Source organism: Lysinibacillus sp. NPDC096418, from assembly GCF_044762775.1.
Classification (GTDB): domain Bacteria; phylum Bacillota; class Bacilli; order Bacillales_A; family Planococcaceae; genus Lysinibacillus.
On the sequence record NZ_JBIWEY010000004.1, the window covers coordinates 73,418 to 88,826 of the forward strand.

At 36.9% G+C, this 15,409-nt stretch carries 17 protein-coding genes, 1 pseudogene and 1 other annotated feature (1 of these 19 only partly in view); of the genes and pseudogenes, 7 read left to right on the forward strand and 11 right to left on the reverse strand.

All coding sequences use genetic code 11. The features are described from left to right. Positions 1-107 (reverse strand) — a binding site (T-box leader) (it extends 150 nt beyond the left edge of the window). Between the two features lie 58 nt (positions 108-165). Next, on the reverse strand, positions 166-504 hold the full coding sequence (locus ACIQZG_RS05940; RefSeq protein ID WP_402754253.1) for a hypothetical protein: 339 nt from the start codon (positions 502-504) through the stop codon (positions 166-168). 61 nt (positions 505-565) lie between these two features. Next, on the reverse strand, positions 566-1,639 hold the full coding sequence (gene rsgA, locus ACIQZG_RS05945) for a ribosome small subunit-dependent GTPase A (protein ID WP_402754254.1): 1,074 nt from the start codon (positions 1,637-1,639) through the stop codon (positions 566-568). Positions 1,640-1,998: 359 nt separating this feature from the next. On the opposite strand from rsgA, the gene ACIQZG_RS05950 reads away from it, so the two are divergent. Beyond that, positions 1,999-3,081, forward strand: a complete 1,083-nt coding sequence (locus ACIQZG_RS05950) for a type III polyketide synthase (protein WP_402754255.1) — start codon at positions 1,999-2,001, stop codon at positions 3,079-3,081. Between the two features lies 1 nt (position 3,082). Continuing rightward, positions 3,083-3,619, forward strand: a complete 537-nt coding sequence (locus tag ACIQZG_RS05955) for an isoprenylcysteine carboxyl methyltransferase family protein (RefSeq protein ID WP_402754256.1) — start codon at positions 3,083-3,085, stop codon at positions 3,617-3,619. A 286-nt stretch (positions 3,620-3,905) separates the two neighbouring features. On the opposite strand, the gene ACIQZG_RS05960 is transcribed toward ACIQZG_RS05955, so the two are convergent. The 4 genes from ACIQZG_RS05960 to ACIQZG_RS05975 form a co-directional block, all read right to left on the reverse strand. Next, positions 3,906-4,760 (reverse strand): hypothetical protein, encoded by an 855-nt coding sequence (locus ACIQZG_RS05960; RefSeq protein ID WP_402754257.1) that lies wholly within the window; start codon positions 4,758-4,760, stop codon positions 3,906-3,908. 14 nt (positions 4,761-4,774) lie between these two features. Next, entirely contained in the window at positions 4,775-5,059 is a 285-nt protein-coding gene (locus ACIQZG_RS05965; protein WP_402754258.1) for a hypothetical protein, read from the reverse strand. Further along, positions 5,052-5,627, reverse strand: coding sequence for a hypothetical protein (locus ACIQZG_RS05970; protein ID WP_402754259.1), 576 nt, complete (start codon positions 5,625-5,627; stop codon positions 5,052-5,054). Before ACIQZG_RS05970 ends, ACIQZG_RS05965 begins: the two co-directional genes overlap by 8 nt. 129 nt (positions 5,628-5,756) lie before the next feature. Continuing rightward, on the reverse strand, positions 5,757-6,395 hold the full coding sequence (locus ACIQZG_RS05975; protein ID WP_402754260.1) for a BMQ_0737 family morphogenetic spore coat protein: 639 nt from the start codon (positions 6,393-6,395) through the stop codon (positions 5,757-5,759). Between the two features lie 310 nt (positions 6,396-6,705). On the opposite strand from ACIQZG_RS05975, the gene ACIQZG_RS05980 reads away from it, so the two are divergent. Continuing rightward, a complete protein-coding gene (locus ACIQZG_RS05980; RefSeq protein ID WP_402754261.1) occupies positions 6,706-7,650 on the forward strand; it encodes a hypothetical protein in 945 nt (314 codons plus the stop codon). 459 nt (positions 7,651-8,109) lie between these two features. Next, entirely contained in the window at positions 8,110-8,745 is a 636-nt protein-coding gene (locus tag ACIQZG_RS05985; protein ID WP_402754262.1) for an exosporium glycoprotein BclB-related protein, read from the forward strand. 271 nt (positions 8,746-9,016) lie between these two features. Here ACIQZG_RS05985 and ACIQZG_RS05990 read toward each other — a convergent pair whose 3' ends face one another. From ACIQZG_RS05990 to ACIQZG_RS06010, 5 genes and pseudogenes are all read right to left on the reverse strand, one after another. Then, positions 9,017-9,529 (reverse strand): YfiT family bacillithiol transferase, encoded by a 513-nt coding sequence (locus tag ACIQZG_RS05990; RefSeq protein WP_402754263.1) that lies wholly within the window; start codon positions 9,527-9,529, stop codon positions 9,017-9,019. 51 nt (positions 9,530-9,580) lie between these two features. Beyond that, positions 9,581-10,232, reverse strand: a pseudogene (locus ACIQZG_RS05995) (hypothetical protein). A 1-nt stretch (position 10,233) separates the two neighbouring features. After that, positions 10,234-10,716 carry a GNAT family N-acetyltransferase gene (locus ACIQZG_RS06000; RefSeq protein WP_402754264.1) on the reverse strand — a complete coding sequence of 161 codons (483 nt, stop codon included), beginning with the start codon at positions 10,714-10,716 and terminating at the stop codon, positions 10,234-10,236. Positions 10,717-10,919: 203 nt separating this feature from the next. Beyond that, the gene (locus ACIQZG_RS06005) at positions 10,920-11,828 is read right to left on the reverse strand and encodes a DMT family transporter (protein ID WP_402754265.1); all 909 of its coding nucleotides are present in this window, start codon (positions 11,826-11,828) and stop codon (positions 10,920-10,922) included. Next, entirely contained in the window at positions 11,819-12,778 is a 960-nt protein-coding gene (locus ACIQZG_RS06010) for a proline dehydrogenase family protein (protein WP_402754266.1), read from the reverse strand. The genes ACIQZG_RS06005 and ACIQZG_RS06010 overlap by 10 nt, the downstream gene beginning before the upstream one ends. 118 nt (positions 12,779-12,896) lie before the next feature. Here ACIQZG_RS06010 and pdxR point away from each other — a divergent pair, with 118 nt between their 5' ends. The 3 genes from pdxR (at position 12,897) to ACIQZG_RS06025 (ending at position 15,324) form a co-directional block, all read left to right on the forward strand. After that, positions 12,897-14,309: a MocR-like pyridoxine biosynthesis transcription factor PdxR gene (gene pdxR, locus ACIQZG_RS06015; protein ID WP_402754267.1), complete on the forward strand. Its 1,413-nt coding sequence runs from the start codon at positions 12,897-12,899 to the stop codon at positions 14,307-14,309. 117 nt (positions 14,310-14,426) lie between these two features. After that, complete coding sequence (locus ACIQZG_RS06020; protein ID WP_402754268.1) at positions 14,427-14,855, forward strand: nuclear transport factor 2 family protein; 429 nt, start codon at positions 14,427-14,429, stop codon at positions 14,853-14,855. Further along, a complete protein-coding gene (locus tag ACIQZG_RS06025) occupies positions 14,839-15,324 on the forward strand; it encodes an SRPBCC family protein (RefSeq protein WP_402754269.1) in 486 nt (161 codons plus the stop codon). Before ACIQZG_RS06020 ends, ACIQZG_RS06025 begins: the two co-directional genes overlap by 17 nt. Positions 15,325-15,409 lie beyond the last annotated feature (85 nt).

The following is a 15,409-nucleotide window of genomic DNA, read 5'->3' on the forward strand; positions in this document are numbered from 1 at the left end:
ACGAAGCTCAAAGGTCATTTTCAAAAGGGTCCATTTACCTCATTTCCACCAACAGAGGCTCTCTATCAAATATCATCCAATTTACTTTTCCTTCTCAACGCATTTCTATAAGTTTGGCATAATTTTACCTTTTTCTGTTTTGAAATGCAATCTAAATATCAGAAATCATGCTATAACCCTATCCACAAAAAGTTTTGCACGATGTCGAATATGTTCAATACATTCTGCTTCTGTCGTTTGTAAATCTGATTCGAAAGCAGTTATAGAGCCATCTACCTTATAGGTATTTGCAGGAACATCCACTTTTACAGTCATGTACCGATTTCCATTATACATGACTACACCAGTTACCTTTCCTGTTGCTATATCAATATAAGGATAGTCGTACTTAACCATTGTTTCAGAAGCCTTCTTTTTTGTATTCGCACGCTTTCCTCGCCCAAACAAGAAACCTCCTACAACCGTCGCTATTACCGTACTTCGTAACACCTTAAATTTTTTCATACTTCATCCCCCTATAAAAAGAACACAGATACTGCTTAACAATACCTGTGTTCCATTTTTATTATTTTTTCTTTATTTGCTTTATGCTCTTCGAAATCTGCTTCCACTTACGCTGTTCATCAAGTCTTGCCTGCGTATTCGTTTTACGTTCTATAAAGGCCAACTCTTTCTGCAATTTAAAATAACTTTGCAGGCGCGATTCCTCTAATTCTTCGTCACGAAGCGCTTGCTGCACAGCACATTGTGGCTCATTTTGATGCGAGCAATCACGATAACGACAAAGAGCGGCAAACTCATCAATATCCTTAAAACTAGAAGACAAATTGTCGCCTTGATCCCATAATTGCAGCTCGCGCATTCCCGGTGTATCAATTAAACAACCGCCACTTGGCAATACGACTAATTCTCGATGCGTCGTTGTATGACGCCCTTTCGCATCGTCCTCACGAATATCCGAAACTTTCATTAACGCATCTTCAACTAGCGCATTAGTCAGCGTCGATTTCCCAGCCCCGGAAGAGCCGAGCAATGCACCTGTTACCCCTTCTGTAAAGAGTGCTCGAATTTCCTCTAACCCTTCGCCTGACAACGCACTCGTCACAAAAATATCTACACCAAATGCAATTGCTTCAACTTCACTTACATATTGCAATACGCTCGAACATAAATCTGCTTTTGTCAGTACAATCACTGACTTCGCACCAGAATCCCAAGCTGCCACCAAATATCGCTCTAAGCGACGAATATTAAAATCTGCATTTAAACTCATCACAAGGAGCACAATATCAACGTTCGATGCCACGATTTGCTCTGTTATCTCTTTACCTGCAACTTTTCGTATAAATACGGACTTCCTAGTAAATAATTTATGAATAATAGCCTTTTCCTCACCAGGCATTTTCTCAACAAGCACCCAATCTCCGACTGCCGGGAAGTCCCCACGTGAAAGAGATGTATAGGCAAAGTGCCCTGCAACTGTTGCCAGCCACTCCCCCTCTTCTGCTAACACACGATACGAATGCTTATGCTCCAATACAACTCGTGCAGGTACGCAGTTCTTAAACTTTGCTTCTTCCATAAATGCTGTCATTTGCTCTTTAAAATATGATGAAAACCCTAATGTTGTTACTTTCAATTTTTCTTCCTCCTGAATGTGCTTAATCAATTATGCCTCGGCGTAGTTGGTTTTTCACACCAACTTTATAAAATGAAAAAAACCTTATAACTGCAATTCGGCAGTTACAAGGTTTCACAGGCACGTTCAAGAGAATATACAATCAAATTGTATATTTTAGGCGTGTGAAATTGAACAAACCGAATTGCAGTTCGCTAAAAACGGATCTATTCATCATGTCACATCACCTACTTCCGATATAGTTATTTTCAATATATCGAAACCCTTTAAGATTGTCAAATCCAAATTAAGAAGCATGTATCCTATTCTTCCTAGCATACACTGAAAGAGATCACTTTTTGCGAAGGAGATGTTTTAGATTGCCTAAAATTGTTTCTATTGGTACATATCAACCCCCTTACACATTACAGCAAATAAACGCAGAGGAATTAACAAGAGAGCTCTTTTATGAGAAAATCCCACGGTTAGAACGTTACTTAAAAGTATTTGAAACTGGCGATATCGAAACGCGACATTTTTGCGTGCCAGCTGAATGGCATCGCACTGAGCACACTTTTGAAGAACGTAATAATTTATATATCGAGCTTGCGACAAATTATAGCGTAGAAGTCATTACATCCTGCCTACAAAACGATGCATTCCTACACACACCTATTACTACTGAAGAAATTGATGCCATTATTTTTGTCAGCAGCACAGGCATCTCTACCCCTAGTATCGATGCGCGGGTCATGAACCGACTCCCCTTTTCAGACAGGCTAAAGCGCATACCACTATGGGGGCTTGGCTGTGCTGGTGGGGCAGCTGGTGTAAGTAGAGCCTATGATTTTTGCAAGGCACATCCACAAGCTAAGGTACTTGTCGTGTGCGTCGAACTTTGTAGTCTTACATTTCAACAGAACGATTTTTCAAAAAGCAATTTAATCGGTGCTTCTTTATTCGCAGACGGTGCAGCTTGCATACTCGTATGCGGCGATGATGTCACTACCCTAACCAAAAAACGTATCCCTTCTATCCTTACAACCGGCTCTAAATGGATGCCTGACTCAGAGAATGTGATGGGCTGGAATATAAAAAACAATGGTCTTCACGTCATTTTTCAAAAAAGTATACCTTCTATTATCACAAGTTGGTTCGGCCCATTCATCGAGCAATTCCTTGCAGAACAGCAGCTCTACAGTGAACAACTCAATCATTTCATTGCACATCCAGGTGGCAAGAAAGTATTAAAAGCCTATGAAGATACTCTGTACCTAACTGAACAAAAAACCGACGTTTCTCGAGAAATATTAAAGCGCCATGGCAATATGTCGTCTCCTACCGTCCTCTATGTATTAGAACAGTTTATGTTAAGAGAATGTAATGTTAATGACACTGGTTTACTTGTCGCTCTCGGACCTGGCTTCTGTGCGGAAGCCGTACTACTAAAATGGAGGGAGTAGTATGATCTTTTACATCATTGTATTTCTAGTCATTGCTCAACGACTAACTGAGGTTTTTATCGCAAAGCGTAATGAAAAATGGATGCTGTCACAAGGGGCCTATGAATTTGGGGCCTCTCATTATCCATATATGCTCGCACTGCATAGTAGTTTTTTTCTTTTTTTAATAGTAGAAGTAATCACGAATAACAGCAGTCTCTCGCCCTTATTTCCCCTATTATTTATTTTGTTTGTAGCCGTTCAAGCATTGCGTATTTGGTGCTTACGTTCATTAGGTCCATTTTGGAATACAAAAATCATTATTTTACCTGGGGCCGAAGTTGTTAAAAAGGGGCCATATGTATTTTTCCGACACCCGAATTACGCTGTCGTTTGCTTAGAGATTTTACTGTTGCCCCTTATGTTCCAAGCCTATTTCACAGCTTTTTGTTTTACACTTTTAAATATCACTATGCTATCTGTGCGAATTCCACTTGAAGAGAAAGCGTTGAGAGAAAGTACAAATTATAATCATGTCTTCCAAAAGAAAATCTTATAATCACACTTTTTATTATATTAACATTGCTAGAGGGGCTGTCCTAAAAGTAAAAATAGTATGCTGTGAGTACCTCCAGCATACTGTTTTTTTGATATACAGGTAAAAACCGCGTAGACTCCTGCAGGAACAACACGAGACGTGAGACGCAACAAACCGCGCGTAACGAGGGTTGCGACTTACACTGTGCCCGCGGAAAGCGTAGCGGGTTTTTATCATATAGAAAGCTACACGTTGTGCTTAAAGAAACTTATTAGACAAGCCCATGCTCTGCTATCGATGGCATTTCTCATTGATTATTCTTAGATTTATTGCCATCAATATCTACAGTGAGCTGATTCAATTTCTGTTCTAAATCATCTAAGATGCGTAATTTCGCATCCAGCTGCTCTTCAAAATCCTTCGATTGCCCCAATACTTTATTCACTTGAGCGTCTACGTATGCTAAAGCTTGAGGGTTATTTGCAAATTCACCTTTTAAAGAAGTTGAACTGCTTCCTATAAGATCTTCGCTCGGTTCTTTTAAATAAGCTAGTTCCTTCAGTAGCTTATCAATTTCATTATTTTTTACATCTATCTCTTTCACTAAATATTTTTTGACATTATCAGACTCGCTAATCTCTTTGTGTGTCATTTCGAATTTTTCTACTACACTATGCATTTGCTTACCTGTTTCTTGAATGTAAACGATCATCATATCTTCAAGATTTTCGATAAATGCTTTATAATCGGCTTCCCAAAGTTCTAACCGATCCTGCTTATAGACTTCCAACTCATCTTGCACTTTTTTTAAGTCTTCAGACAACTGTTTGTTCTTTATTCGTAAATCATCCCTATCCTTCAATAGCGAATCAATTGAAGAAATGTGCTTTTCACGCTGTTTTTCCTGAGATTGAATGGTCTCAGTATAATTATTTACTTCCTTTTCAAATTCTTTTTTTAACTTAAAGAGCTCCTTGGATAGCTCCTTTTCCTTACTTGTTAATTGGACATTTTCTCGCTCTAGTCTAAGTACTAGTGAATAATAATCGCTATTTCTGAGTTTATCTACTTCATTTTTATATTTAGCCAATTCCGTTTTCAAAAAAACATTCATTTGTTGCAATTGAAGAGGTTCGTCGTTTTTAAGGCTTTCATTATCCACATTTATCACTCCCCTCACTTAAATCCTTTCAATAATTCCATAATCTCTTCAAATTCCTTTTTGTTATTCTCTATAGTTTGATCAAGTTCCGCTAAGATCTTTAATTCAAACTCCTCATTTCCTTCTTCAGTTGTTTTTCGTCTTTCACCAGATAACACATAAGCTAATAATAAATTCAGCGTGCCCTTTTCTAAAAAAACAAAACTTCGGTCATCTTCCTTTAGGAGCTCAGGCTGATCTTTCATAAATCCGTTGGTAAGCCGCTTCATTAGCACTTCTTGTATATCCTTATCAGTCATTGTCATCCCCCTGCATGTGGCTAAATCCATTGAGATTGATTGGATTAATGACAGCAATACCATCTTTTAATTGATCACAATACGTAGTACCTATAATACTTCCTGCATAGGATACATCATGGGACCATCTAATCTGAAAGTTTGAAAATGAAATAGTCTCATTCGGTTCAATAGATGTTCTGCCTAATGGCCTTAGCCAAAATTCATTTTTATTCGATTTATCATTTGTTCGTTCCCAATCAGGTGAGCTTTTTAGACTCTGCTTAAAATGTTCGTAAACATACTTACCCGAGAAAGAAAAAGGTGAGTCTTCAGGAAACTTTATACATAAGTAAGGGTTAGTTAACGGCTTGTTACCGATGTTACGTATATGGTAAGAACCTAAACATAAACTTTCCTGTTCTGGAGCATGCGAGATATTCAATGAGGAAGTAAAATAGCTAATCATGTCTACACTATCAGAAAAAGCAAGCTCCTCTATCATCTTTCTAATTTCAGCTGCGTATGTTTGGGTTTGCTGTTTGAGTTCGTTAATTTTCACTTCTACAGCTTCCTTACTGGTTTCCATAATTAAAACCTCCCTGTTATTACTAGCAAGAAAAAAAATTACACGCCAATCACTTTATGTAATAAAACAAAAATAAAGAGAGGATTACCCTCTCTTCATCATATGTTTTTTGCTCTTGAGTTAGCACAATTACATGCCATTTGGGAATATAACTGGGCATTGTGGTGGTCGGGCTGCCCCTGGACATGCGAATGGTAAATCTGCTCTTGGTTCACAGAATGTTGCTAAGAACTCAACAGTAACTGGGAATGTAGACTGGATACTCTGACAAACTGCTACCGTAATCGTCAACGCCGAGAACGTGATTGTACCTGTACCAGCAGTAAGCGTACCTGTTGTGCACACAAAACAATCTAAATCAGTGTACGTAATTTCTACATCTGTTCCTTTAGGTGCACACAATGTAATTTGTTCGCAACGTGAAACCGGAATATTCGCACTTGTTAGCATTGACCCATTTGATAAACAAACAGTAAGTGTAAGAACGAAATTCTTTTGAACATTCAGCTGTTGAAGACATACAGTTGCTCCATCAATAGTGAACGTACGGTTCTCACGATTCAGAATCACAATCGGATTCGTCGCTGCTGGAGTTACTTTACATTTAACCGTTGCCCCTGTTAAATCTGTTGCTGGCGTTACACCTGGAAAAGAAATTGAACCAGCCGGCGAAATATCAAATGACAGCTCTTTAACAATCCAGTCATACACCTTATCAACATTTATACAAATGAGTTCTGGCGCCTGGGATGGCATATTCTCTTGCATCTATATTGACACCTCCATAATTTTTTTATCTTTCGTTTGTAGCATATGACGCTAAAATAATAGTGCTTAGGCATTCAAATAAATTATCATGTTAATTGAACAATTATCCGACCAGACACTAGATAATGACGAGGCTGATCCAATCTCCTTCATTATGATAGCGCTATTGGATATGCAGCTTTAGCGATATCAGCTATTTCTTTCAATGCCTTCTACTATATAATGCAAACGGCTATGATTTAGTGGGTATTTGTAACACAAAATCAATATTTTTAATAAAATACTAGTAGAACGGAAGGAGTGAACTATAATGGAAGATGCCAAATTGTACTCCGCTCAAGAAATTGAAAAGCTTAAACAAAACATTGCAGTATACAGGGAAACATTAACTACATTAAAAAATGAAACTTCAATTGAGGATTATCTTTTGATGAAGAATGAATTTGATAAATTTAAAAAGCAAGTATCAAATTTGGACAGTTTAACTAAAACGATGGATGTAAAGCAAAATATGCAAATTGGAGAATACGAGGAGCAAGTAAAGCAAATTTCAAATCAAATTGACTTCCTAAACCAAACTGTTGAGGAAATCAACCAAGAAATTTTGATGATTTTGCAAAAGTTAATTACAAATGAGGACAATGAACTTGCAGAGAATAAAACTGCACCTGCCAGTAATAGCAATTTTTCAAATGATACTGCTAGTAAAATAATGAGAAGAGCAACCCCCCCCAATCAAACATCGATAATTAATACGCAACCCTCCTTCAAGCTGTTACAAAGTTTGGCTGGGAAAGCTATTGAAATTCAAAACACAGGAAACCCTTCACCCAGCGTTGAAACTCAGCCCTCCCCAGCAGAAACGCGTCATTTTAACCAACAATACTTTCAATTAACAAGCTCACACCCAAGTCAGATATATAATGGTTTATATAGAAACACTAAAATGGAATCAACCCTTCAATTTAAAAACGCAACAGTTATACAAGAAACCCCAGCAAGTGCGTCTGAAAATAGTACGAATAATTCATCTCCAATAGCTGAAGAGCCTGTGGATACACCTATCTCTGATACTGCTGAAGCACAGCTCTCCGAAGAAATTGTGCTACCCACAGAAAAAATTATTGAAATCCAAAATTCAACGCCGATTGAAGAACTAAGTGATCAAGTTGAGTCACCAAAAGAAGTAACGGATGAGAAAAATAAAAAAGAGCCAACCTCTTTGTTTTTTAATATTTTTAGAAGAAGAAACTAAACTTCGAATCACGGAAATTTAAGCTAACAACATAGAACCAGCCATAGCCATATACAACCAACCTAACTTTATTTGGGAGGTTGTTTTTTTGTGCTTACCTTGCTAGATCCGTTTCTTTAGTAACTTTCACTATACGTATTGTTAATGGACATCTACACACAGTTGATTGCCCTTCCTTCTTGTTTTTCATTGAATAGAATAACGATGAAAGGCGGTAGAAGGTCATTTACAGATAATGTAATAATAGATACAACATTCTTGGACCGTTCCTTCCTACTTAATGAAACTTCTTTTGAAGCCCTTTGTATAAATCCAGAATCCTGCAGAAATGTCCCTTTATGTATTTAGAGGACTATACGATCCTCATATGACATATCTAAATTGACTCTCTATACGTAGTTAATTGCCCTTCCAAACTGCTCTTTACTGAATATGATAATGATGAAAGGAGGTGTAAATATGTGTTCAAATTGTATGAATAATTGCGGAGGTAGCTGCTCATCAGGTCGACACAATTGTCAGAACCTTGGACCTTTTACTGCTGTTGATGTTGCTTGTATTACTCCACCAACTCATAAAGCTAAGGGTTCAATCATTCCATTCTCCTCTGGAATTGTACCTGCTATTTTGACAGCAGCTCTTGGTGCAACCCTTGCAACAACTAGTCTTGTTGGATTCGGTACTTCTTTCCCTGGCGTGTCGCTTTTAGGTAATACCATAGATTTAGCAGGTCTCCTTCAAACCGAAGTTTTTGCTGTTCCGCGGGCAGGTAATATTACATCTATCGCAGCTTCCTTTACTGTAGTTGCAGGTTTAAACCTTGCAGCAGGATCTACTGTCAGAGCTCAAATCTATCGTGCACCTGCAACTGGTACTGTATTCACTGCCACAAATGCAATGGTTGATTTGGTTCCAACAATTGCAGTACCACTCTCTGTAAACCAGGTAATGAGCGGTTTAGCGAATGTCGTCCCACCTGTACCTGTATCGGCGGGTGACCGTTTAGTAATGGTATTTTCAGTTATTACTCCAGGAGGACTTACAAGCATTGTTTCAATCACTGGTCATGCAAGTGCCGGTATAACAATAGACTAATAACGTCCTATTACGGAAAACCTAACTTATTAGTAATTTAAAATTAAGGTGGAAAATAGCTGACTCAAATACACTCACAGGTATTTATTTGCCTATGATGATTCATTTGGCTTGCCTATATCCACCCACAAATCAAATATTACACAATTTAACAAAAATAAAAAACAGGCGACTTTTTGTTCAATATTGAACAAAAAGTCGCCTGTTTCCAACTACGAAAAGCTTACAACTATTTTAATGCCCTCTGACTTTCAAAAATTATTTTTCACCTTTATTTCGCTAAAGCTTCCTGAATATGTGCAAGGTGATGCTTACCATGCCAAGCGTATAGACCAACTGCATGTTCAAGCTTTATCAGTCCCGTATCAGGATGCTTAAAAGCTCTTCGTAATTGCTCAGAAGTTAGACTTGTTAAGAGAAAAACCCAACGCTCATGCAAACTTTCAATCATTTTATACGAAACTTCAATTGGCATTTCTGAATCCGGTAGCTTTGCCCACTCAACTTCATTATAGGGCTTAATCGTCGGTTCTTCTTCAGTTAAAGCCAGCTTAAAACGGATATAGCTATTCAAATGACTATCGGCAATATGATGTACAAGTTGAGACACGGTCCAACTATTTTCTCGATACGTTTTTTCTAATGACTGTTCACTCACACCACTAAGTACCTCTGCTAACTGTCTTGGCAATAGACGGATATCCTCAATCCAGCCTTCAACATCCTTTTCTAAAATATCTTCTGGACATTGGAATTGACCAATTGGGTATCTTTCATTTTTCATCATAATCCCTCCCATTGTTACTATTCAAATTCATAAAATACATGTATCGAATTACTGCACATTCATTTCGAGTAAAATCCCATTCACTAGTGGTTGTAATGGGTGAGTTATAGATATATCCGTTGCCTTTGAAAATTGCTGTACTGCATCCACCATTGATAGCTGAGCGACAGAAAATAATGACTGTCCCTGCGCTGCTTCATACAGAAATTGCAGTATTGTATGCCTCCCTTTCCCCCTTCATAAGAAGCCCAAATGTATTTTCAATTACATGTATTTCGATATTTATTGTTCTTTCGTGGATTTTTGCGTATTCTTGAAGTCGTTCAATCGTACCAGTAACAGTTGCCGGGTTTGTAAACAATAGAGTTTGTGGCTGTTGCTCACGACAAATGACCTCAAAGTATGGCTCATCGATTTTAATAATTGGAATCTCTAGTGATAAACGTTCATCTTTCAATACAGTAATTATATTTGTACAAGTGATTAAAATTGCATCAACATCGCAGCTCGCGATCCACTCTAGATGCTCCTTTACTTTTACTAGTGCATCCACTTCGTTAAATTGTTCGTCCTGCATCATCTTAAACATAAATCCCGAATCGACAAAATGCACAAGCTCTATTTCATGTATTGCCAGCGCCGTTTCTATATAGGCAATATTCGAATGATGTGCATGCAAACAGCCTAGTCTTTTCTTCACCCTAAATCACCTTAGCCGATAACGATTTAGCCATCGTCACAACAGGAATCGCTATACCGTTACGGTTTTCTACAACTTCTTCTTTCGTAATTACATACTCCAAAGATTGATATAAAGCAATATTTCTAAGAACGTCCATACGAACTTTACATTCACTGATTAGTCTTCCTTGTACACATGCATAGTTTTCGATTTCTGCAACTAACGCCTTCGCTAAACCCTGCCCTTGTTTTTCTGGAACTACAGATAGTCTGAAAAAATAAATCCCCTTTTCATTCATCGTAAATCGTACCATTGCTACTGCCTGCGCCTCTATATACGCAATGAAAGCTTGTTCTCCTTCATTTAATGCTTGCTCAATCGAAGTCACTGTTTCACTTAAAGCACTAGAAGGTGGCGTTGCATTTTCGTACTCTTTAAAAGCCTGCAGCATGACCTCATGGATCACTGGTGCATCTGCAAATTTCGCTAATACTATGTTCATTCATCCCATCCCCCTTTTGGTTTAATATTCATTTTAATGTATTTTTAAACATAAATAAACCGTATTATCTAAAGATAATACGGTTTGTTATTCCACGGTTAGCGCCATTCAACTTTCTGATTTTTGCTTTATAATTCGAATTATTATTGGCCAGCTATAAATAAATCTTCCTTTTTAAAAATTTTTTCATTCGATAAACCGCGTCACTCTGCCTGTCCCGTAATTTCTTGTTTTGAAAGAAAAAAAACTGCTATTAATATAAACCCAAATCCTATAAAATGGAGAGACAAGATTTCCTCACCTAAGATAACCACAGATAAAATAGTACTACTCATCGGTAAAAAACTAGTTAATACGCCCGTCGTACTTGCCGGAACTTTTGAAACACCTTGATGCATCAAAATAAAAGCAATGACTGTTACAACTAAACCGAAATATAAAACTAATCCCCATTCTGTAATAGTTACCTCTTTAAACTCAAATTGCCTACCCTCAAAAAGGGCAATAGGCAGAAATAAAATAGCACCAAAGACACTGACAACCGTTGAGATGGCAAGTGGGCTAACTCTTTGCGTAACAAATTTCCCAAATATAATAAACAAAGCCTCACTTATCACTGCAGCAATAATAAGCAAGTTTCCGAATAGAAAAGATGAGCCACTATCTGCGCTTGTAAGAAATCCGTAAACATTTATAATCACCGTTCCTAAAATAGCAAATAGTATTCCTATCACCAGATGAGTTGTTATTTTTTCTTTAAGAATGAAAAAGGAAAGTACGCCCGTAACCGCAGGTATTGTGCTTGTAATTAATCCCCCTTCAATAGCTGTGGCTTTTGTTAAACCATACAACATGAAAATATTGAACAAAAAAACACCGAATAACGCTTGCAAAAACAAGAATAAAAAATCTTTCTTTTGAATTGACGATATCCCTTCCACTTTTATCAATAAGGGCACGAGGATTATTACTGCTATAAGAAATCTTAATTCAGAAGCTAAGAACACCGGAAAACTTTGAACAATTAATTTACCAGCCACAACCGAACTACCTACAATAATTATGGCTACTATTATTTTCAAGCTTGCTAGTAAGCGGTCATTCAATAGCACTCGACGCTGTTTGAAAAAGACGGATTAATAATATCGGTTACTGCTAGATAAAGATTTTCCGGATACTCAGCTATACGATGACATAAATACAGGTACCACTCTCTTCCATAGGATAAATAAACCTTACATTTATACCCTTTTCTTGCTAAAGCTTTTAATGCATTTGGACGTATTCCATAAAGCATTTCTATCTCCACGCAACCATGTTTAAAATATTGACGATGCTCCATTTCTTGAATTAGTAGCTCATCATGGGTAGCGATTGATACTGGATGATTCGCTTCTACTAATTGTTCGACAAAATTTAGATAACGTTCATTCAATTCTTTTGATCTTGTCATAGCAATAATAGGATCTTCTTGAAAGGCACCTTTTACAAGTCGGATTTTCCCAGGGTATTGTATTAGTTCCTGCATATCAGAATCTGTGCGATACAAGTGTGCTTGAATCGTTATGCCGACATTTGTATATTGTGTCGCTACTCTTTTATAGATATCAAGTATGTCACTCGATTTAGTTGACTCTTCCATACTTACCATCAGTGTAATACCATAGTGATTTGCTGTATGAGCAAGCTCTAACAAATTCTTATATGCCAGTTCTGGATTTACCGATAGCCCAATATGAGATAAATCAAATGACACAGTTTGTTTCATTGTCAACGAACCCATTTCTTCGATTAGTTCTAAAAATTCTTTTTTAGCTTTTTGGCATTCTTCTAACTCAGTTGTATTTTCTCCAATGAATTCTAATGAAATATGATAATCTTGCGAAATTAATTGTTTTGCACTTGTAATTGCATCTTGTCTTTTTTCTCCAGTTACATATCGCTTTGCAACTTTTAATAGTAATGGATACAGCTCGTTTGATTGTTGAATAAGGTGTTTAAACTGTTCATTTCTTGCAGCTGATTTTAATGCTTGAATCACTTGAATTTCTGAATCTTTCATCTTCACTCAACTCCTATTTGTTATTTAAAACCAATTTATCACGTTAAAAATGGCCGAAGTAGTGCCAATTATTATCTTTTTTGAAGGTACCAATTCTATAGAGGGAGACTACTAAGAGATGCTATGGATACCCATTGATCGATCGTTAGACATACCTTTAAATAGACAAATTTATCAGAAGCTTCGAGAAAAGATTTTAAGCGGAGATTTACAATCTGGAGAAAGACTTCCATCCACACGAGAATTATCTTCTGCGCTAGCAGTATCTCGGAATGTGATTTTAGAAGCATATGACCAATTATTAGCGGAGGGCTTTTTAGATTCACGGAGGGGGGCAGGGACATTTGTTGCGAAGGAGACATTTTTGCAGCAACATAAAGATCCATCTGCTTTTCTTACTTTGAATAGCATTGAAAAAAGCATAAAAGAAGATCACATCATTAACTTTCGTTCAGGAATACCCGCTTTAGATTTATTTCCACGTAAAGCTTGGTCAAAGTTGTCTCATCGTATTTGGAATGACATTGCCCCATCTAACTTTGGCTATGATATTCCAGAAGGTCGACTAGAATTAAGACAAGCTTTATCACGCTATCTACAACGGACAAGGGGTGTAGATTGTCATCCAGAACAAATTGTGATTACTTCTGGAGCAACCCAAGCATTAACACTTGTTGCTAAATTACTTTTATCACCAAATGACATTGCATTGATTGAGGATCCCATCACAGATGATATCCAATCTATTTTTAAAGCTTCTGGCTCTACCCTTTATCCAATACCTGTTGATGAATGCGGGATGAGGACATCTTTATTACCAGAAGGGACACGTCCTAAGTTCATCTTTGTAACGCCTTCGCACCAGTTTCCTATAGGCGGGACATTACCAATTCAACGGCGCATCCAATTAATTAACTATGCAAGAAAGAACGATTGTTATCTCGTCGAGGATGATTATGATAGCGAGTTTCGATACGAGGGATCGCCAGTGAGCTCTCTACAGGGGTTAGATCCAGCGCATGTACTTTATATTGGTTCATTCAGTAAAATCTTATCACCAGCACTACGAATAGGTTATTTAATTCTTCCTATACATCTTATTGAAAAATGTCGCAAGCTTAAATGGTTTTCGGACTTACATACTCCTTCTTTTGATCAGCTGATCCTCGCTCAATTTATTACAGAAGGTTACTTAGAACGACATATTGCAAAGATGAAAAAGTTTTATAAAAACCAAAGAGACTATCTAATTCATTGTTTAACTACAACATTTTCAACTAACATTCATATTTTGGGCTTTTCAACAGGCTTACACCTCATTGCTGAATTGAATGATGTCCAATTCTCACAAGAACTACTCAAAAAAATCGAACAATTTGGCGTAAAAGTTTACCCAGTAGAAGATCATTCAATTGAAAAAGGGAAGCATCATCATCGAATTATTTTAGGCTACGGGCATTTAACAAAAGAAGATATAGAAAAAGGCGTATTTAAACTACATCAGGCACTTTATAGTACCAACTCTACGTAGTTAGATTTCAACGTTTACTGATAATGCCGTACTACTGTTTTCTAAGTACTAGGACAACACTTCGATCAGAGCACGTAAAAATCCTAAAAAAACTTTATGAAGGAGTAATTTATATATATGGAGACTACAACAAATATAAAAATTATCTACTCTGAAGACTGCGGTAACAACTATAGAAATAAATTAATTAGAGAGTTTTATATTGCCTTTACTAAAAAAAATATAGATTTCATCTTGGATCATGTTGAAAATGATGTTCATTGGCAAATTGTCGATATTGCCTTTATCCTTGGAAAAGAACAATTCACGAAAAGAATTAAGCAACACATGGAAAATGTTAGAATAAAAACACTGCACATTAAAAATATCGTCATTAATGGTCGGACAAGTGCAGTAAATGGTATTGTACAATCAGTCGAAAATAAGAATTATAGCTTCTGCGATATTTATCATTTCAGTAATGCAGGGAAACATGCTAAAATCCAAAGAATTTCTAGTTATATTAATAATTTTTCTATGGAGGTGACAAATGTTTGCTATCATTAACAAAATTCAAAATGACTATGTAGCCCAATTCACACGCCCACTCCCTCACGCTGTCGACACTGTTTGGGCGGTGCTCACGGTAAATGATAAACTTCAAAAATGGATGAGTAATTTAGAAATCGTTGATCTTCGTAAAAATGGAAAGATGAAATTTAATATGAATGATGGATCTGGTGACTTCGAGGTATTAACAATCGTGGATTATGTCGAAAAAGAAATCATCGAATTCGATTGGGGAAAAGATACGGTTCGTTTTGAGCTCTCTCCTACAGTAGAAGGTTCATTATTAGTATTAAATGAGTCTATTCATGAAATAACCGCACATACACCAAAAGATTTAGCTGGTTGGCATGTATGTCTAGAACAACTTTCCGACTTATTAAATGGTATCCTCCATGAAGAGTTTCCAATGGATAATTGGAAAAATTCATACGAGCAATACAAACTCATTGTAGAAAATATTAAATGAAATTAATTTAACTCTTAATAACCCTCGAGTAATCTTCACTATCACAGTGTTGATCACTCGAAGGTTTTCTACTATCCTCCAAACG